We start from the raw sequence: 18,446 nt of genomic DNA on the forward strand, positions 1-18,446 counted from the left end.
ACGTGAGCCCCGAGGAGGCGGTCGCCTTCTACGACGACCCGACCCATGCCCAGTGGATGTGCGACGTGCTCATGCGCGCCCGTCCCGGCTGGGAGGTGTGGCGCACTGACCGCATCTGGCAGGCTCGTCGGACCGACTGGCCGCGCATGTATCCGCCGCTCGCCATCGCGACCGCCGGGCTGCTCAACCTGATCATGTGGTCCATAGACGAGGGCGATGCGGCATGACCACGACCGCCGTACGGGTGCCGTACGTCGTCGCCTACGAGGTCGAGACCGTTGCGCTCAACCTTGCTGTCATCCATGACGTGTGGGCGCTGAGCGGGCGTCGGCTGTCCTACGCCGACCCCGTGGCGAGCGACTGGGACCTGGGCGTGCTGTGGGCCCGGCAGAAGTGCGATCGGCGCGGGAAGGTCAACTACAAGGAGATGCACACGCTCCGGCAGCGGAAGTGCATGCTGCACCGGCTCTGCCAGGTGTGCGAGGGCCCCGCGATGGATCCCGATACCGGGCGCCTGTCCTGGTTGTTCCACGAGGAGCTACCCGCCACGTCCGGCCGCCTCAGCAAGCCGCCGACGTGCCTGCGGTGCATCCCGGAAGCGCGTGCCGCGTGCCCGCATCTCCAGCAAGACGCCCACGTCTACACCTCGCCCGACTACGAGCCGTGGGGCGTGAAGGGAGTCGTCTTCTCCACCTCCGGCGCGCCAGCCTTCCAGGACATCCCACTGACCGACCTCCCCACGCTGGAGCTCACGCTCGCCAGGGCCCTGATTGTGCACGTATCGAACCTGCTGCCCGAACCAGCCCCGTAAGCAGCCCAGCCCTTGCCCCTCTGTCGACTCGACGGCAAGGGCTGGGCGAAGACCCCGGCGCGTCCGTCAAACCGCTGGGCGGGCGGCTCGCTCTCCGCTGGAGGGCCTCGAGCGGGCCGCCCCATACCCCTCGCTCAAGGAGAGCTTTTAATGGATCTACAGGTAGTGGTGACCGCGTTCGGTCTATCCGCCAGCGTCGTCATCATCGTGAGTGGCGTGCTCGGGTGGAACTGGCTGAGCTGGGTGTGGGGGCGTGCCAGGAGTCGGACGCGGTGACTCGTCATGGGATCTCGGGCTGGCCGCTCCCCTAGACAGCCCGGTGTCCGCCTCCCATCAGGTCGCGGGCGCCAGGCCCTCACTGTCCCGGTGTTAGAACAGCGCGCCGGGCGCCACGGGCCCCGCCCCCTCGGAGGGAAACGCAGGGGCGGGGCCCACCCACCATCAGCTACTACCTGGAGACTCGATGGACTCTCAATTTCCGGCCTGGGCAGCCATCGTCATCGGTGGCACGGCGATCATCGTCGTGATGGTCTTATGCACCGAGCCCTTTTCCAAGGGCATCCTCTGGCTGATACGGCGCATCACCGGCCGGCTGCCGTGATCTATCTACGGCACCACAAGCTCGACGCCGTCGCCGGGCAGCACCTCGAGCTTGCCGCCGCGGTCGACGAGGAACACGGGCACGCCTTCGTCGAGCTGGAGCTGGCGACGCTCCTCCGGGGTGGGCATCCGCACACGGATGCCCACGGGGCCGGTCACGGTGACCTTGGCCAGCGGGCCCGGCGCGCGTACGTAGCTGGCTCGCCGGTTGACGGTGCGGATCAGGCCCTCGCCGCGCAGCACGGCCAAGGCCTCCCGCACGGTGTCCTTGGCCACGCCGTACGTGGCGGCCAGGCGGTCTTCGGCGTACAGCTGCTGGCCGGGTGCGAGCTCGCCGGCGCGGATCTGTTCGCGCAGGTCGTCGGCAATCTGGCGGTAGGCCGGGACGTAGGAGTCCGGGTCGATGGGCACGTCGGTGATCCCATCAGGCCAATAGGCCAGTCCCGCTATTGGCTAATAAGCTAATAAGCCGTAATGTGAACAAATGTTATTATCGGTGCAGTCCGAATCCTAGAGCAGGCGTGGCGGCGAGACCCGTCCCAGGTGTCCGCCGCCGCGCCACCTGCCGCAAATGACCGCTATGTCCCCTCACGTACTGTTCGAGGATGAGACACTGGCGCGGGCCCCGCGGCATCAGGATCGAGGCGATCATCCTCGACCGGCGGCCCACGCTCCGCATCACGCAGACGATCGGCCGCCGCCAGTACCTCATCGCCTACTGCAGGACCGTGCGCGAAGTCGGAGAGTACGTCCAGCTCCACGAGCTGGTCGAGGTCATCCCCCTGCCCCAGCGAGCCACCATGGGAAAATGACCAGCAACGCGAAAACGGCCCTGGCTCTCAGGTGGCGGGCAAAGAGAACGCCACCCTCAGACAACTATTGGTAACTCGCAGTCGTCATATGTTGCGTCCCACTTCCCCCCACGGAGGACTCAACGATGCGTCTCCTGGACCGTTCCACCGCTGCCTTGGCAGTGTCGATCCTTGCCGTCGCGCTCACAGGCGCCTGCTCCGCCGCCACCAGCTCGGCCAACCCGCCCCAGACTGAGGCTCCAGCCCAGGTGTCCACAGAGACGCCAACCCCCAAGGCCACATCGACGCCCACGAAGACGCCGGAGGCGACACCCACGCCGACGCACACGCGGATCAAGAAGCCCCCCGTAAAGATCCACACACCCAGGCCTCGCCCCACTCCGACCAAGACCAGGCCGCCAGCCAAGCCCGCCGTGCGAACCAGCGTCCACCCCGGCGCATTCTGCGCCCCTCAGGGCGCTCATGGCCGGACCAGCGCCGGCACGCTGATGCGGTGCAGCTCTCGGGGCGGCGACCAGGCCCGCTGGCGCAGGGCGTAACCGCCGATGACAATCAACCTGGAGGCCCTGGCCGCCTCCGCCCTTATGTCTTTCATCGTGACGGTAGTGATCGAGTACATCGCCAAGCCGCGTCTGGAAGCACGCAAGGAGGAGATCCTCGACGCGCACCGCTCGCGTCGGGAGCTGCTGGCCGCCACTGTTCGCATCGCCTACGCAGCAAGCGTCGTGGCCACAGAGGTGCCGGGGAGCGCCGACTCCGCAGTACGCGGCAATGTGTACGTCGAGCAGGACCGGCAGTACGAGCGGCTCCAGGGTGAGGTGCAGCGACTCGTCGACGATATGGGGCGCCACGCAGGCACCTTCCTCGGACCCATGCTGACGGTGGTGGTCGATTACACAAGCAGCCTGCAGGGGCTGCTCATGTCCGCACGGCCACGTCCAGAGCAGGCAGCCGAGATCAGGGACCTCGCCGCGGCCATGGGCGGCGCGCTGTCGTCGCCGCGGCTCTGGCGCGTTAGGAGGCAGATCGCCCGCGCTCAAGCGCTGATGGAGGTCCGACGGCTCATCGCGCTGCACGCCGGCAGCGGCGGTTGAGACGCAGAAATGGGCCCGCCTCCCTCGAAGGGAGGCGGGCTCTCTCATGCCGCCCAGGCCGACGCCCCGGCGATCGAATCCTGTGCTGGTCCGGCAGCTCACGCCGCCAGGTCGTAGTTCGGCTTCTTTCCAGTCAACCCGGCGGCGAGCAGGATCCGGCCGCCGGCGGGCCACCACGACTCAACCCATCGGCCGAACGCGTAGTACACCGCGGTGATGGCGATGGTGACCAGCTCGGTGATCGGACCCTCTGGGAGGTCCAGGCCCACCTTGGCCGCCCAGCCGAGCAGTACGCCCACGATGACCGGGACGATCGTACGGATGATGGATGCGAGCATGACCCCTCCTCGGAGGTCCGATTTTTGGAACCGGCGGCAGGCAACCGCAGGCGGGAGCCCCTTACGTCGGGGCGGAAACTACGAGAGCAAGATCAGAGCGCCTTGACGGAGCCGAGGCGCTTCAGGTCCGCCGGCTTGCCGAGGCTCCAGTCGGTGACCTCGCCCGTCGCCGAGTCGATCGTCAGCGTGATGGCGCCGCCCTTCGGCGCCGGGGCGCCCTTCGGCCGCGGCACCATGTGGCCGGTGAACGCACCCTTCATCTGGACCACGTAGACGTCCTGGTCCGAGTCCACCGCGCCGCTCTTCAGATGGCCCTGGGCGGCACGCCTCTTCGTGGTGACCATCTCCACGACCTGAGAGCTCTTGCCGCCGTTCTGCTCGGCGAACCGGACGGCCAGCTGCTTGATGTCGGCTGCGCTGGGAGACTTCGCGGGCGCCAACGGCGCGAACGTACCGGGCGGACCGCCGGGTAGCGGGTTGCAGATGTTCTGCAGTGAGATCTGCTCCATCCGCTCCCAGTCGTTGTGGTTCACGCTGTAGACGCCCGCCGTGGCTCCGACGGCGTCCCACTGCGCCAAGCTCCACTGGCCGGTCGACGCGCTCCTGGACGTCAGGTACCTGGACTTGCCGTGAGAGAGGTGCGTCGGGTGCGTCGTCTCGCCGCCCGTCTGGATGATGGTGGAGGTCCCGTACGTGCTGGTCGTCGTTCCCGCGAGCGTGCCGTTGCGGTAGACGCTCCATGTGCCGCTGGAGTTTCGGTACATCGAGAGGTTGATGTAGTTCAGGATGGAGCCGGCCGCGATGAAGTGGGAGCTGAAGGTCGTGCCGTCATAGTCGGCCCAGAACCATCGGTACCCGGTCTGCGTATCGCCGCCAGCGATGCCGCCCTTCACATAGCCGCCCTCCATCCACTGGCCCCCGGAGAAGAGAAGCCACATCTCGTGCGTGGCGAAGCCCTGGTTGGGATTGAGCACCAGGCAGTCGCTCCATAGCTCTTGGCCCACCGCGTCGAATGCTGGCTCGTGATACTCCACGATGCCGTAGCAGTGGATGGGGATGCAGGTGTCGGCGGCGGCCGGGCCGCTGGGCAGGGCGAGCGCGGCGGCCAGCAGGCCGACGGTGGCGAGGGATGCGAGGGTCCTCATGGTGTCCTTTGCATGCGAAAGCCCCGGCTCGGATGAACCGGGGCTGAGGAAGAGGGAGAAGGTCTAGGAGGTGGGGCGCTCCCAGGTGGCCCGCCAGGTGGCCGTCCCGACCACGCCGTCATCGTCGAGCGGCCAGCCGTGCGCCGTACTGTCCCGCTGGAACAGCCGGCACACCTCCGCAGACCGCGGCCCGTACGAGCCGTCCGGGATCAAGTCCCAGCCGCGGTCCCGCATCTGGGCCTGCCAGCTGTAGACGTCGGCACCGGCCGTGGTCGGCGGGTACTTGAGCAGGCGGCCAGGGAACGGGGGCGCCTTGCCAGCCTTGGCCGGTGGCGTCGCGGGGGCGGTCGTGCCGACGGGCCGCGGTGCGCCCTGCTTCACCCAGGCGTACAGCTTCGGCCCAGGGCAGTCGGTCGAGTAGCCGTCCTGGTGACCCTTGATCTCCGGGCCTGCGCCGCCCTCCTTGCGGAGGTACTCGATCGCGTCGCGGATGCCATGCAGCATGCCGTCGGGCGGGACGACCAGGCCGCTATTGCCGACCAGGCCCAGCACGGCGTAGTGGCCGGAATTCAGGCCGGCGCCGTTCGCCGCCGGCAGGTGATGCAGGCCGCGGCCGATGAACACCTTGCGGTGGCTACAGACGGCGAGGCTGTAGCCGATGTCCAGCCAGCCGTTGCCCTCCATGTGGCCGCGCTGAATCCCTCTGACGGCCGCTGCACAGAGGTCGTGATCCTCAACGGTGGCAGGATCGACGCGTCCGCCTGTGTAGTGAATCTTCACGCCCTTGGTGCGGGCGATGGTGTCGTAGGAACCCTTCGGTGCTCGGGCCTGCCACTGGGCGCGAGTGATGAGGTCGATGGCCACGTCAGCCTCCCGGCTTGCATGAATAGGTGGTGGATTCGGACTCGACCGGCGTGCAGGTGTACGTGATGGGGCCGACGTCGAATGTCCAGCTCGTCGGCGGCGGGCCTGCTTCTCCGCGCGGGCCTTGCTCACCGCGCGGGCCTGGGCTTCCCTCGGGACCTGGGCTGCCGTCCTTACCGTCTGTACCGTCTTTGCCGTCCGCGCCGGGTTCGCCCTTCGGGCCCGTCACGGTCTCACCGCGAAGCCCGGGGCTCCCCTGTGTGCCAGTCCGCCCGACGTCTCCTCGCTCGCCCTGGGCACCGTCCTTGCCGTCTCTGCCCGGCGGCCCGGATGGTCCGGTGGCGCCTTGCGGTCCTGGCGGGCCGGTCTCTCCTCGTTCGCCGGGAGGGCCGGCGGACGGGGATACCAGGGGGACTCCTCCGAGCCTCTGAACCTGCTCGGTCAGAATCTGCCTGTCATCCTCGGCTTTCCTCACCCGGTCGCCGAGGGCGTTGACCTGTATCGACACCCACAACCCGAGGACGGCCACCACGGCGGCGATCACGATGAGCACCCAGTTGCGGCGTACCCTGCGCACGTGCTCGGCCATCAGGCTCCCTTCGCGGCGAGCCAGATCTGCACCACGATGGAGATCATCATGAAGAGAGCGGGAACCAATCCCGCGTACACGGCCTGGCGGACGTTAGAGCCGCGCTTCTCGGTGGCCGCGTCGATCGACGCCTTCAGTGCGCGCAGCTCGTTAGTGAATTCGCGGCGCATCTCGCCCACGTCAGCTTCGATCTCGGTGAAACGGCGGTCGTCGTATCTGCGGTCCGCCGTGTATTCGGTGCGCTGCACAAGCTGCGTGAGCGTCATGGTGAGGTGATCGATCCGGCGCGAGAGCTCGCCAATGGATGGCTCATCGACCACATCGCTCCTCGTCATGGGTGTGCTCATCGGCGGCGCGCGACGTGTGATCTACAGCTTGGACACCCACCGGATGTCCCATCTGCATCCGAGGAAGGTTGCTCCGTCATAACCGGCAATCTGCGCGGGGCCATTGAGGCTTTCGAGGATGGCGGAGGTGAATACCGAAATGTACTCGCCTGCCAGCAGCCGCACATGTCCTGCCGCCACATAGCTCTTTGACTCATATGCGGCGGGATCGCCGAAGTAGTTGGCGTGCAGCGCGTCTCCGCCGCGAATCTTCCTAAAGCACTGAGTCCTGTGCCAGCCCGTGGGAGCGGCCTGATATCCCGGGTCGCTCCATTGCAACTGGACGACCGCGTGATACCAGCCGTCATAGGGGGCGGTGTACCTGGTGGGAGCGGAGCCGTCGAACCCTCCATGCGTGTCCAGGACGACCGTGTCCCATGTGATCTCGGCCTCGTAGTAGGTGTTCCCGATAACCTTCCGGGCTTCCTGGTTGCCATTGCGCTTCTGCAGGACTGCCATGGGCGGCGCGAGCAGCCAACCCAAGACATCACGCACATCAACGTTGAGATGGCCTACTGACCAGAGCCCGGCGGACCACGTTCGAGGCGCGGGGAGGGTGCGCGCGACCGCGTCGTCCATTCGTACCCAGCGGACCTCGAAACGGCAGTCCTGGCCGTCATTGAAGGTGGCCAAGGTGCCGCCGCTGCTCTGCAGTGCCTGGACTTCCACGTAGTCGTTCACGGCGAGGAACACGTACGCGACGCTCTGAATGTCTGCCGCTTCCGACGAGTCGTTGGCGCGCATGACGTTCCAGCCGTACAGGTCGGTATTGCTGCCGTTCTTACGGAAGCGCAATTCCCGGAAACCGGTAGCGTTCGCTGTCCAGTGGATCTGGCCTGTCACCAAATACCAGCCCGCGGTCTGCGCCGTATACCGCGTGTTGTTGGTGACGTTGCTGTGGCCGCCGTCGGTGTCGACGTCCTCAACGTCCCAGTTGATCGCCGTCCACGTGCCGCTGCTGGTGTTCTGGTTCGCCGTCTTGCGGAAGATGGCTAGCGGGGGGGACTTCAGGAAGTTGATGGCGTCCCGGATCCGGCTATTCAGTATCGCGCTCGTGGGCAACTCTCCCACGGACCATGTTGTAAGAGGCGGGATTGTAGCCATCAGGTATGCACCCACCTGATGTCCCACAGCGAGGGAAAATTGCCATCACTAAAGCTAGCGATATTGCCAGCCACATCCATGGCAGCTCCGCTGTTGTGCCACACCTGAATTTCCACCCAGTCGTTCACCGCTAGATTGATATGGCCGGAGATATTAACCCACGACCTACCGAAGATTTCGCCATTGGTCGGACATTTATCGGCCCTGGATTGCCTGGTTGAACCGTCGCCGTTCTTCCACAGGAACACTTCTCGCGCCCCGTTAATACTGCCGTTGGCCCACCCGATGGTGGCGCTGATGTGATACCAGCCCGCCGTCTGCGCCGTATATCGCGAGTTGTTCGTCACCGTGCTGTGGCCGCTGTCGGTGTCGACGTCTTCCAGGTCCCACGTGACTGCGGTGAGGGTGCCGTTCGGGATGCTCTGGTTCGCCGACTTGCGCATCACCGTTCGCGGGGTCGCCAGGAGGAAGTTGTATCCGTCCCGCACGTCCGTGTTCAGCTTCGCGGCCGTCACTGCCTCCGCCGCGCCCCAGGTCCGAGGATTAGGGATAGTTGCCATCAGAACACCAGCGGAACGTTGTTGCCCAGCACGCCAAGCGACGCATCGTCGAGAGTAAAAAATGAGCCGAAGGCGCGAGCCGACTGGAGTTGGAAGGTGGTGACCCACCGCTCGGTGCTGACGTCATGAGCGATCCCCCGTATGAACGCATCCCGCACGATGTCGGCGCCACCTCCCGGAGGCCGCCGCACGATCTGAATCCGGTCCCCGATCTCCCTGGCCAGCACAGCCGGGAACAGCGCGGTGGGGTTGGCGTGGCAGTGGATTTGGATCTGGTCGAAGCGGGTCTCCGGATTCTTAGAGAGGAAGATGATCCACTGACCCCAGGACAGCGCCTCACTGTCCGTCTGCAGTAGCAGTCTGGGCGCGTCGAAAGTGCGCGTGAGGAACTCCGTCTGGCTGGAACTGTCGGCGACGACCTGCCCGTCGCCGCCGTCACGCGTGGCGATCACCTCGTTGTAAAGGGTGACGTCATCCGTGGACAACTTGGCTTCTGCTGGAGTAGGGGATGTCGGCGGGTTGCCGAACGTGGCTTGCACGCTGACGCTGCGGCTGTCGGTATGGATCGCCGACCGGTTGCGGAACACAACGCGGCCCTGACCGTCGATATAGAGCTCGCCCACCTCGGAATCGGCCACCGCCTGCAACTCCGACAGGACATCCCCTGACAGGTCCGTCGCCTGCATCGGGCTGTTACCCGTGGCGATCTGCCGGTCAGCGGCAGGCCACGAAGCCGAGTCAAGGATCCGGGTGACACGCGCCCCCGAGTCCTCGCCGCCGCCGTAGGTCTGCGGCACCTGCTTGCCGTCGACGGTTATCAGGGTGGGCGCGCGCTTCTTGTTGGCCAGCACCTTGAAGCCGTCGGTCGCGGTGACGGTCACCTCGGAATAGACGTTGGCGATCCAGTCCACGTCCCATTGGTCGACGAACCCGCGGAACAGGTGGTAGGTCACGCCCGCCCAGGTACAGCGGACGCGGATCGGCCGCATCGGCGTGACCCGGCTCACGCCGCCGGACACGTAGGGGCCCGTGGTGTTAGTCGGGTCGAAGCGCCTATCGCTGTTGTTCAGGTGGACCGTGGCAGTCCCCGCCTCGTAGCGGATGATCGGGCTCTGGACTCGTCCAGAGCCGCGCCTGGTGGTGATCCCCCGCTTGGCGTACGGCGTCAGGTCCGTCCACGTGCCCGCAGCCCCGATCTTCGTGGCGGCGACAGCAACGTTGTCCATGAACCAGTAGCCGGCGACGTCGCGCTGCAAGTGCCACTCCGTCAGATTGGGCTTGCCGCCCGGCCACGCCAAGGTGCTGGAGATGGCGAAGTCGGCATGGGTACTCGAGCCGGGGTCGGTGTACAGCCAGATCTCTGCCGTGCCGTTGCCGCCCGAGTTGATCGTGTACCGCATCTCGACCCGCACCCACTGGCCGACCGGGACAGGCGTCGTGAGCTGAGCGACCAACGAGGTCGAGAATCCGGTGTACAGGCGCAATGTCCTGTCGCTGAACATCCACACCGCGCTCACGATCCCCGACGCTCCCTGAAGCACGAAGACCCGCTGCGAGCTCGCCGGGGCGCTCACCAGATAGAGGTAGAGGCGGGCACAGAAGACGTCCCCAGCCTGCGTGAGACCCGTCCAGTCCATGTGCGTGTCCACGCCGGCGGACGGGTTGAAAGCGGCCAGGCCGCTGCCGAAGGCCTGCGTGCTGGAGAACTGGGGCGAGCCCGCCACGTTGTTGAACGCGTTGCCGCTCACGCCGCCCGAGTTGCCGGTGGTGATCGTCGTGGTGTTGGTGCCGCCGTCGAAGGTGTTGGTGCGGACGACTCCGGACAGCGGGGTGTTGTCGAACATCGACTCGACGGTGATGAACGGGAGGGTCACTTGCGCCACCCCGGCCCGCTGCGGCGCTCATACTCCTGGATCGCCTTGACGACCTTCGAGCCCACGGCCGAAGGGTCGTTCAGGCCGGCGTCGACGTTGACGGTGTAGCTGACGTTGGTCACCGAGGCCACTCCGGCGCCCCCGCCAGCCCTGCCCACGGCCGCCCGCTTGACGAACGCCCCGCCGAACCGGCCGGCCACCTGCGAGAGAATGTCCTCCGAGCGGCTCCGCTTCGAGGCCGCCAGCGGAATGTAGGCTTCGCCGCCCGTCTCCGGCTCGGCCCACAGTCGCATCGTGCCGGGGCGAGCGATCTGCGCGACGTGGTGCTCGCCACCGCCCGCGAACGCCGCCATCCCGCCCATCGCGTAGGTCAGGATGCCGCCGTCCGCCTGCTGGGAGATCTTCGCGGCAAACTCTTGCACCTCGGTTCTGATGGTCACCACGCGGTCGCCCTGGATGCCCTCATTGATCGCGACGCCGATCCGGCGGGCCGCATCGAACACCGAGTTCCGACCACCGTCCATCGCCTCGCGCACCCGGTCGGCGACGGACTGGCCCTGCCTGCGGGCGATGTCGGCCAGCACCGGCCCGGCCTCCGCCAGATTCTTGGCGAACGTGTCGCCGGCGGACTTGCCTGACCGGCCGTACAAGCTGATGAACTTGGTCAGCTCGGCGTCGCTCATGCTGGCCGCCGACGCCACGAGTCCGGCCGCGCCCGGCCCGAGCTTGGCCAGCTCGTCGAGCATCTCCGGCGGCACCCGCCCGGCGAGGCGGACAAGGTTCGCGCGCCACGTCTCCTGGTCGCGGACCTGCTTTTCCAGCTCCGCGAGCAGCTGCTCGCTCGTGAGCTTGGAGTCGCCACGCAGCTTCGCCCATGACTCCAGCACCGAGTCGGTGGCGGACCGGTTGTCGGCAGCGGCTTCGCGTCTGGCGTCACGGACCGCCTTCTCGGCGTCCATGATTTCCCGGGAGGCGTCCCGCACCGCGCGGGCGGCCTCGGCCTGCGCGTCGGCGACCGATCGAGCCGACTCCTTCGCGACCTGCGCGGCGTCGGCCTGGGCGCGGGCCACATCCTTCTGTGCGTCCCGCACAGCGCGGGCGCTCTCGACCCGGGTCTTGTCCAGCTCCGATTCCGCGTCGGCCAGCTGCCGGGCGGCGTCCGCCTGCTGCCGCGACGCCTCCGTCTGCGCATCCGCCAGGGCGCGCTCAGCGTCCGCGACCGAACGCGCGGACTCCTGGCGCGTCCGCGCCGCCTCCGCCGCCGCCTCCGACTCCGCCCGCCGGGCATCCTCGATCCGGCCGAGCGCATCCACCACCTCGGACGAACCGTCGATCCCCGCCCGCTGCGCCTCGGACAGATCCTGCCGCAGCTCCGCGTTACGGCGCCGGACCTCCTCCAGCCGCTGGATCGCCTGCCGCAGCGCGAGATCCGCCTCACGCCGATCCAGGTCCGACGACTTGGGGTCGGAGTTGACCTCATTCAGCCGCTGCCGAGCCCGGTCGATCGCGAGCTGGGCGCCCTCCTCATCCAGGGCGGCGCCGGACTCAGCCGCGATCAAGTCCTCAAGCCGCTCCTGCGCCCGCTCTCGGGCGGCCGTTAGATCCTCAACCGCGTCCTGCGTACGCCGGTGGGCGTCGGCCACGCGCCGGTCAGCGTCCACCTGCCGCGCCGCCGCGTCCGCCTGCGCGTCAGCCAGCCGCCGGGCTGCGTCCTCGATCCGACGGCCGGACTCCTCCGCGACCTGCGCCACCCGCTCCCGGGCGTCCTCCACTCGCCGCTGAGCGTCGGCCTCCCGCTGCGCGCCCTCCTCAACCGCCGCGGTGAGCGCCTCCTCGGCGTTGCGCACCCGCTCCTCAGCCGCCTCGACCGCCTCGGCCGCTTGCCGGTGCGCGTCCGCCACGCGCCGCTTGGCGGCCTTCACCCGCTCGGCGCTCTGCTCCTGGACGTCAGCCAGCTCCCGCTCGGCCCGCGCGATCCGCTCGGCGCCAGCGCGCTGCACCTCAGCCGCGCGCGCCTGCGCCTGCGCCAGCTCCTCCTGGGCCGAGACCCGGCTGCGAGCGGAATCCAGCAGCCCGCCCAGCTTGGCGAACTCGCTGTAGGCGGCCGCCCAGCCCTCGCGCATCTTCACGCTGGCCTCGTCGGTGGCCGTACCGATCGCCTTGACGTCGGTCGTCGTCTTCTGCACGGCCTGGCCCATGTTGAGGCTCTCGCGCCCGGCCTTGCCCGCCTCGACCGTGAAATGGCCGAAGACGCCGGCCGCAGGGTTGATCACGGCCGTCATCGCCTGAATCGCGGCCGCATTCTCCTGCGCCCACTTCACGAACCTGGTGAGCGCGGCGACCGCGTTGCCCGCCCATTCGGCGATCTTGGCCAGGTTGGTCGCGAAGTCGGCCAAGATCTGCGGATTCTCCTTCACCGCCTGAGTGATCGCAGTGATCGCGGCCGCCAGATGCCGCATGATCTCCGGCAGGCGCGGCCCGAGCTGCGCCAGCACCGCGGAGAACGCCTCCTCGATGTCGTCGATAGCCGGCGTCAGCTCCTCCAGGCTGGCCCCGGCCTGGTCGACGAAGTCCGAGACGTCGGGAGCCAGCTTGGCCAAGTTGTCGCGGATCACCGGCGAGATCTTGAGCAGCTCCCGCTCGGCGACCTGCGCGATCCGCGTCCACACGGCCTCGAACGGCTGCCCGATCTTGGCTGCCTCCTGTTTGGCCGCTTCCCGCAGCTGGCCGATCGCGTCCTGCGCGGCATCGCTGCCGTGCGCCGCGGCCAGGCCGAGACCGGCCAGCGCCCCGCCGAGTCCGACCGTGAGCGCCGACGACGCCAGCGCCGCGGCGGCGGGCAGCGCGCCGATCGCAGCAGCCACCGCCGCCCCGGCCATCGGACCCGAGCCGCGGATCGCGGTGAGCGCCGTCTGGATCAAGCCGATCGCTGCGGCCGCCGCTGAGGCGCCATCCACATCGACCCGCACATTCACCCGGCGGTCGAGGTCGCGCGCCTCCCGCTCCACCTTGTCCAGGTCGCGGATGGCCCGCTCGACATTGGCACCCACGAAGATCTCGGGGTTCATCGCGGCCAGTTGCGTGAGCTCGCGGCGGAGCTTTTCAGCCTCCTCCGCCGCCTGCCTGGCGTCGAGGTCGATGCCGATCCGCTTCCCGGACAGGTCCTGCAGCCGCCGCGAGAGGTCCGCAACCTGGCGCTCGGCATCGCTCGTGTCCGCCGTGATCTCAATCTTCGGCAGCCGCTTGGTCGCGTCCTCCAGCAGCTTGCGGGTCTTGATCGAAGTGCGGCCGACGTCGTCGAGCTCCCGCTGGAACCGGTCGGTCTGGGCGGCGCTCTGCGTCATCGCCGCGCCCTGCTGGCGCGCCTGCTTCTCCAACTGCTCCAGCTCGCGAGAGAACTTCCTGGTCGCGTCCTCGGCCTGCTTCAGGCCCTTAGCGGCGTCCGTGGTGCCGCGGTCGTCCCACTTGCTCTTGAGGGCGATGATCAGGTCACGCGTCGGCACCGGCCACCTCCTCGTTGCGGATCATCGCGACGTAGACACCGCGGCCGTCCTCGGCTGTGACCGTCTCCTGGGCCGCTTCCTTGACCTCGCAGCCGCGGCACCGGCGCTTCTCGGCGACGTACGCGTACCGGTAGCCGCCGCGGCTCTCGTCCCACTCCTCGTCGCGGGTACGGCAGTGCTGGCACTCCTCCTGTCGCCAGATGTGGTGCCAGATGGCCTTGTCCCGGTCGTCGGCGTCCCAACGCAGGAACTCGCTGTGCGGGATGCGGTAGGCGGCGCAGACGTCCAGCTCAAGCGCTAGTCCTCGATCTGCGCCCAACCTTTTGGGAGGCTCGCGTCCGGCGTCCGAGCGTTCACCCGGATCGCGGTGTTGCAGAGCTGGAGCTGCTCCGGCCCGTTCAGCACGTGCGTGAAGATGTGCTCCCAGTCGGCCTCCGACCGGCCGGACTCGTCACACGCCAGCAGGACCGCCTTCGGGAGGGTCTCGTTGTTCCAGATCTCGTCGCTGGTTTCCGGCCGCGGCTTGTGCTCACCCACGAGCTTCTCGAAGGCGTCGACTTCCATGGCGCGCAGCGGGATCCACTCGTAGCAGGCCCGTAGCTTCTTCTTAGCGCGCGTGAGGCTGGCCTTCGCGCTCCGCAGGGCTCCTTCGTCCGCCGCCTCGCCCTGCGTCCGCAACAGGGCCAGAGCGAATTGCGCCTGCTCAACAGCCTCGCGCGCCTCGGTGTCGTCGTCGATCCGAATTGGATGCTCAGCCGACAGGCGCTTGCGGTTGAGCAGGCGGTCCTCGCTCATGCCGGGATGGTCACGTTCTCGGATGGCTCGCTGGTGACGGCGTACTGGATCGTCAGCCGGGCAGCCTCAGCGCCCATGCTGCGGACCTTGCCGACGCTGAGCACGCGGACTGGGAACACGTCCATTTTCCGCCCGGCGACGTCTCCGCCATCCAGCCACACGATGTAGCCCGCGGTGTCACGCGGCATGAGCGTCCTGACATCAGAACCGGTGTCGCTCGCGTAGAACGTGATCGCGCTCTCGTCTGCCGAGGTCAGACCAGGAATGTTCGACACAAACCGGCTGTTCAGGTCCGGCGTGTCGATCTTCGCGCCACTGACCATCCACCCGTTGATGTCGGCGACGTCCTTGGACAGGTCCGACCCGGCGTTCAACTCCGCCCGCGACGGAGCAGCGATGTTCGCGATGCTGACGATCCACGACACCTTCGTGATGCCGGGCCTAAAGAACCTTGAAGCGGGCGTGATCGGCGTAGCGGGCATTTACTGCTCCCCCCTGGTCGTGCGCCGAACCCGCGAGCCGGTTTCGGGCAAAGAAGAAGCCCCGGAGGTGTCCTCCGGGGCTTGGTCGGTCTGGCCGGACCCATCAGGCGGCGGGTCGGGCATCGCCGCCTCGACAGCGGCCGTGGCCTCATCGGGGTCCCAGCCGCCCGCGATCAGCGCGGCGATCGTCTCCGGCCGCCGGTCAGGCGCGGCCACGAGCTCCCAGCCGGCGCGCTGGTGATGCGGCAGCGAGGAGGCGGGCACCTCGACCCTGCCCTCCAGCCGCGGATGCGAGATCCACACGGTTTCCATGGGTGCCCCCTTACGCGCTCGCGCCAACGACGACGACATCGCACGTAACCGTGGTGCCGCCGGCGGAGTTGACCAGGTTGATCAAATCTGCGGTGCTGGGCGTGATCACGGTTCCCGCCGCCGACGGGTCGAACGACACGAACATGCCGCCGGGCTTGACCGGGATACCGTCGCCCTTCGCCAGGAACAGCAGCGGGCCGTTAGTGGCATCCGAGACGACGTTGACGTTGTTGGTGTTGCCGAGGGCAGCGGCGACGATCACCATCTTGATCCGCGCGAACGTCAGCGTCGTCCCGAACGGGCCCTGCAACGTGCCAGCCAGGTCAACGGCCTGGGTGCCCGACGCCGAGATCGTGAAGCTGTCCGACCAGATCATGTCCGCCTGGCCGGCGCCCGTCCCCTGCGCAAGGATCAGCTGGCGGGCCATCGCTAGAGGCGCCGACACCGTGGTCAGGTCCAGCGGATTGGTGATCTCCGCTTCGAGCTCGAAAAACGACTGCAGCCTGAAGGCCATCAGCACTCCTCTTTGATCATCGGAAGCCTTGCTCCCGCGCCACCTGCTCCACGACCCCGGCAGCCTTCGCCAACACCGTGTCCGCCGCCGCCCGCACCGCAGGCTCCAAGTACGGCCGCGTCGATTCGGCCACCTCGCGGTCCCGATGACCGAACACGGGGTGAATGAAGTCGCTCGCGCCCGTAATCCCCTCGTACGCGCGGCCGTGCGGCGCCACGCTGCGGCGCACCCGGATGAGCACGCCCGGATCGCGGCTGAACCGCACCGACATCGAGATCGCGCGCGGGATCCGCGTCGACCAGCTGGCCCGGCCCCGAGCGTCCTGAACGACCGGCTCAGCAGCCGCCCTCAGCGCGGGCCGCAGCTTCTGGCGCAGCTCCTTGGGAAGGCCATCCAGCTGCTTGGCCAGCTGCCGGATCGCCTCCGACGGGTCCGCGGGCTCGGCCATCACGCCGCCGCGAACGCGTCGATGTGCACCTGGACCCTGATCGTGCACACCGGGCCGTTGCGGGTCTGGTCGGCGGTCACGTCCACTGTGCTGAGCCGTGCCATCATCACCGTCCCGCCGAGGCGGCTATCGCGGCCCAGCTCGTCGCGGAACCCGGCCAGCAGCTCGAACGCCCGCCGCCGGACCGTGCGCGCGTCCGGCTTGCCGTCGCGGTGGGCGTCACCGCGCCAGGCGCTGAACATGCACCACACGTCGTACGCCTCGCGGTCCGGCTCAAGCTCCAGCTGCTCGCCAGTGACCCGGCTCTGCACGTCCGGCTGGCTCTCGCTGCCGCTGTAGCCGATCGCGATCACGTCGTCCTTGACCTCGACCGTGGGCCCTCCGTCGAGGACCTGGACGTCGTCTGGCCAGGCGCGCGCAGCGAGCGCCACGAGCGCGTCGAGCGCTGCGGGGATGGTGGACACCGGTTACGTTCTCCCAGGTGATTGAAGGTCAGGTTGAACCTGACCCTGGAATGGCGGGCGCGGGCGGCCCGAGGTGTTCAGCCGACGAGCGGCTCGTCGCGCTCCTGGTGCCGCTTCAGGCCCAGCAGCTCCGACACGCGATACGGCAAGGCGTAGGGCCTCATCGACGCGGCGGCGATCGCGTCCGAGTCGCCCAGGGCCGGGCGGCCGCCCGCCTGGTTGTGCTGCGAGCCCTGCCACAGGTGCTTGATCAGGTCGAGCCCGGCCAGGCGGAAATTCTGCGGCAACGGCGAGCGCCCGACCCTGTACGTGATCCGCACATCACCCCACCAGGCCGGCACCCGCAGCACGCCTTCGGCGTGCTCCAGCGTCCAGCCGTCCGTGCCCGCGAGCGGGTCGGCCTGAGGTACGACCTCACCGCCGGGCAGCCGCATGACGCTGGTGATCGAGATGACCGGGCGTTCCGGCAGCACCACGACACCCCGGCGCGCCGACCGGTCGGACACGATGGTGAGCGGGGAAACGTGCCCCATGCGGTCCTCAATGATCTGGCACCCGGCACCGATGAACCCGCGCAGGGCCTCGTCGTCCTCCGACAGCTGCGGGTCCTTCTTAAGGTGATGCTTCGTGTCGGCCAGCGAGAGGAACGGGGCACCCTCGGCGGGCTCGACGTCGATCACGTCGGTGTACGCGCTGGCGTTGGCGCCGGTGGCCAGCCACCGCACCCGATGCACCCCGGCCTGGACCGTCGGGTAGTCGAAGTTGTAGGCGCCGTCCGTGCCAGGAACCGACGCTTCGATGTGCGTCGTGCCGTCCGGCAGGGTGATGGTCAGCGCCACGTTGCCCGCGTTCTCCGGCGCGCCGGATGCATTCGTGATCGTGATCGACAGCGGGACAGGGTCGCCAAGGTCGAAGCTCACGCGCCCTCCATCTCTGCCGCCCGCCGTGCGCGATTCGCCATCGAAGTCCCACGCCTCTCTACGCCGACCGCCCTGGCCGCGAGCCGATCGCGAGCGGACATCATTCCGGCCGACGACTCGGGGGCGGGCGACTCCGTGAGCTCCATCCAGCCCAGCCAAATGCGGCCGTGGACTCGGAACATGGGCGGCGCTGCTCGACCGCGCCGGACCATGGGCACCAGCACGGGAGGCGGCGGCGGAACGACCTGCGGCCACGCCGGCTCGACGTACTGCCCGCGCCGCACCGCGCAGTCAGGTCGCCGAGGTCGGATCGGTTGAGGGATCCAGGCCAGCGGCGGCGGGTATGCAGTGAAGCGGCCACGCCGAGATCCCGCTCCCGGGCGCCCGCTCGATATGTGCGGCGGCGGGACCGGTGCGGTGGTCGGACAGCCAGCGAACCGGCCGCGGCGGACCGTCAGCGACCGGCGGCGTCCGGTTATCGGCGACGGAACCCATGGAGGTGGCGGAGCGGCCTGCGCCGCCCACGGCGGGCAGGCGAACTCGCCGCGGCGTACCGCAGCGAGCCGGACCCGACCTCGCACTGTCCGAGGCGGGAACGATGGAGGCTGCTGGACCGCCGTCTGGAGCGGCGGGGCGACGAACCGGCCGTCGCGGAGCGCGGCCAAGCGCGCGCGGCCGCGCACCAGCCGCGGCGAGAGTAGCGGCGCGGACGGTGCCACAACCTGGAGAGGTGGCGAGGCGAAGCGGCCGGAGCGCACCCTAACCGCGCTGGCATGGATCGCACCGCGCTGGACCGCCGGCAGCATCGCGACCGTCGGCGGAACGATCCGG

24 protein-coding genes are annotated in these 18,446 nt (G+C 68.4%); 6 read left to right on the forward strand and 18 right to left on the reverse strand.

Features of this window, described 5'->3' with window-relative positions; genetic code table 11:
* Positions 1 to 2: 2 nt before the first annotated feature.
* The 4 genes from AB0J16_RS33535 to AB0J16_RS33550 all read left to right on the forward strand — a co-directional run bounded on the left by AB0J16_RS33535 (position 3) and on the right by AB0J16_RS33550 (position 1,412).
* The gene (locus AB0J16_RS33535; RefSeq protein ID WP_358546780.1) at positions 3 to 227 is read left to right on the forward strand and encodes a hypothetical protein; all 225 of its coding nucleotides are present in this window, start codon (positions 3 to 5) and stop codon (positions 225 to 227) included.
* Positions 224 to 811, forward strand: coding sequence for a hypothetical protein (locus AB0J16_RS33540; protein WP_358546783.1), 588 nt, complete (start codon positions 224 to 226; stop codon positions 809 to 811). Before AB0J16_RS33535 ends, AB0J16_RS33540 begins: the two co-directional genes overlap by 4 nt.
* A gap of 150 nt (positions 812 to 961) precedes the next feature.
* On the forward strand, positions 962 to 1,087 hold the full coding sequence (locus AB0J16_RS33545; protein WP_358546786.1) for a hypothetical protein: 126 nt from the start codon (positions 962 to 964) through the stop codon (positions 1,085 to 1,087).
* A gap of 187 nt (positions 1,088 to 1,274) precedes the next feature.
* Positions 1,275 to 1,412 (forward strand): hypothetical protein, encoded by a 138-nt coding sequence (locus tag AB0J16_RS33550; RefSeq protein WP_358546788.1) that lies wholly within the window; start codon positions 1,275 to 1,277, stop codon positions 1,410 to 1,412.
* 5 nt (positions 1,413 to 1,417) lie between these two features.
* On the opposite strand, the gene AB0J16_RS33555 is transcribed toward AB0J16_RS33550, so the two are convergent.
* Complete coding sequence (locus AB0J16_RS33555) at positions 1,418 to 1,822, reverse strand: GntR family transcriptional regulator (protein WP_358546791.1); 405 nt, start codon at positions 1,820 to 1,822, stop codon at positions 1,418 to 1,420.
* Positions 1,823 to 2,016: 194 nt separating this feature from the next.
* Between AB0J16_RS33555 and AB0J16_RS33560 the strand changes: the two genes are divergently transcribed.
* A complete protein-coding gene (locus AB0J16_RS33560; RefSeq protein WP_358546793.1) occupies positions 2,017 to 2,223 on the forward strand; it encodes a transposase in 207 nt (68 codons plus the stop codon).
* Positions 2,224 to 2,683: 460 nt separating this feature from the next.
* Here AB0J16_RS33560 and AB0J16_RS33565 read toward each other — a convergent pair whose 3' ends face one another.
* Positions 2,684 to 2,818, reverse strand: a complete 135-nt coding sequence (locus AB0J16_RS33565) for a hypothetical protein (RefSeq protein ID WP_358546795.1) — start codon at positions 2,816 to 2,818, stop codon at positions 2,684 to 2,686.
* A gap of 10 nt (positions 2,819 to 2,828) precedes the next feature.
* On the opposite strand from AB0J16_RS33565, the gene AB0J16_RS33570 reads away from it, so the two are divergent.
* A complete protein-coding gene (locus AB0J16_RS33570) occupies positions 2,829 to 3,317 on the forward strand; it encodes a hypothetical protein (protein ID WP_358546799.1) in 489 nt (162 codons plus the stop codon).
* Between the two features lie 98 nt (positions 3,318 to 3,415).
* On the opposite strand, the gene AB0J16_RS33575 is transcribed toward AB0J16_RS33570, so the two are convergent.
* The 16 genes from AB0J16_RS33575 to AB0J16_RS33650 form a co-directional block, all read right to left on the reverse strand.
* Entirely contained in the window at positions 3,416 to 3,655 is a 240-nt protein-coding gene (locus AB0J16_RS33575; protein ID WP_358546802.1) for a hypothetical protein, read from the reverse strand.
* Between the two features lie 92 nt (positions 3,656 to 3,747).
* A complete protein-coding gene (locus AB0J16_RS33580; protein WP_358546805.1) occupies positions 3,748 to 4,800 on the reverse strand; it encodes a hypothetical protein in 1,053 nt (350 codons plus the stop codon).
* Between the two features lie 63 nt (positions 4,801 to 4,863).
* A complete protein-coding gene (locus AB0J16_RS33585; RefSeq protein ID WP_358546808.1) occupies positions 4,864 to 5,664 on the reverse strand; it encodes an N-acetylmuramoyl-L-alanine amidase in 801 nt (266 codons plus the stop codon).
* 588 nt (positions 5,665 to 6,252) lie between these two features.
* Positions 6,253 to 6,588 carry a hypothetical protein gene (locus tag AB0J16_RS33590; protein WP_358546813.1) on the reverse strand — a complete coding sequence of 112 codons (336 nt, stop codon included), beginning with the start codon at positions 6,586 to 6,588 and terminating at the stop codon, positions 6,253 to 6,255.
* A 33-nt stretch (positions 6,589 to 6,621) separates the two neighbouring features.
* Entirely contained in the window at positions 6,622 to 7,710 is a 1,089-nt protein-coding gene (locus AB0J16_RS33595) for a hypothetical protein (protein ID WP_358546817.1), read from the reverse strand.
* A gap of 32 nt (positions 7,711 to 7,742) precedes the next feature.
* Entirely contained in the window at positions 7,743 to 8,303 is a 561-nt protein-coding gene (locus tag AB0J16_RS33600) for a hypothetical protein (protein ID WP_358546820.1), read from the reverse strand.
* The gene (locus AB0J16_RS33605) at positions 8,303 to 10,177 is read right to left on the reverse strand and encodes a hypothetical protein (protein ID WP_358546823.1); all 1,875 of its coding nucleotides are present in this window, start codon (positions 10,175 to 10,177) and stop codon (positions 8,303 to 8,305) included. Before AB0J16_RS33605 ends, AB0J16_RS33600 begins: the two co-directional genes overlap by 1 nt.
* Positions 10,174 to 13,680, reverse strand: a complete 3,507-nt coding sequence (locus tag AB0J16_RS33610) for a hypothetical protein (protein WP_358546826.1) — start codon at positions 13,678 to 13,680, stop codon at positions 10,174 to 10,176. The genes AB0J16_RS33605 and AB0J16_RS33610 overlap by 4 nt, the downstream gene beginning before the upstream one ends.
* A complete protein-coding gene (locus AB0J16_RS33615) occupies positions 13,667 to 13,999 on the reverse strand; it encodes a hypothetical protein (protein ID WP_358546829.1) in 333 nt (110 codons plus the stop codon). Before AB0J16_RS33615 ends, AB0J16_RS33610 begins: the two co-directional genes overlap by 14 nt.
* The gene (locus AB0J16_RS33620; protein ID WP_358546832.1) at positions 13,978 to 14,475 is read right to left on the reverse strand and encodes a hypothetical protein; all 498 of its coding nucleotides are present in this window, start codon (positions 14,473 to 14,475) and stop codon (positions 13,978 to 13,980) included. Before AB0J16_RS33620 ends, AB0J16_RS33615 begins: the two co-directional genes overlap by 22 nt.
* The gene (locus tag AB0J16_RS33625) at positions 14,472 to 14,957 is read right to left on the reverse strand and encodes a hypothetical protein (protein ID WP_358546835.1); all 486 of its coding nucleotides are present in this window, start codon (positions 14,955 to 14,957) and stop codon (positions 14,472 to 14,474) included. Before AB0J16_RS33625 ends, AB0J16_RS33620 begins: the two co-directional genes overlap by 4 nt.
* Positions 14,958 to 15,269: a hypothetical protein gene (locus AB0J16_RS33630; protein WP_358546838.1), complete on the reverse strand. Its 312-nt coding sequence runs from the start codon at positions 15,267 to 15,269 to the stop codon at positions 14,958 to 14,960. It lies immediately after the preceding gene.
* Positions 15,270 to 15,279: 10 nt separating this feature from the next.
* Entirely contained in the window at positions 15,280 to 15,783 is a 504-nt protein-coding gene (locus tag AB0J16_RS33635; RefSeq protein WP_358546841.1) for a hypothetical protein, read from the reverse strand.
* A gap of 16 nt (positions 15,784 to 15,799) precedes the next feature.
* Positions 15,800 to 16,231, reverse strand: coding sequence for an HK97 gp10 family phage protein (locus AB0J16_RS33640; protein ID WP_358546844.1), 432 nt, complete (start codon positions 16,229 to 16,231; stop codon positions 15,800 to 15,802).
* Positions 16,231 to 16,695: a hypothetical protein gene (locus tag AB0J16_RS33645; protein ID WP_358546847.1), complete on the reverse strand. Its 465-nt coding sequence runs from the start codon at positions 16,693 to 16,695 to the stop codon at positions 16,231 to 16,233. Before AB0J16_RS33645 ends, AB0J16_RS33640 begins: the two co-directional genes overlap by 1 nt.
* A 77-nt stretch (positions 16,696 to 16,772) precedes the next feature.
* The gene (locus tag AB0J16_RS33650) at positions 16,773 to 17,615 is read right to left on the reverse strand and encodes a hypothetical protein (protein ID WP_358546850.1); all 843 of its coding nucleotides are present in this window, start codon (positions 17,613 to 17,615) and stop codon (positions 16,773 to 16,775) included.
* Positions 17,616 to 18,446 lie beyond the last annotated feature (831 nt).

Source organism: Nonomuraea sp. NPDC049750 (assembly GCF_040659625.1).
Taxonomy (GTDB): Bacteria; Actinomycetota; Actinomycetes; order Streptosporangiales; family Streptosporangiaceae; genus Nonomuraea.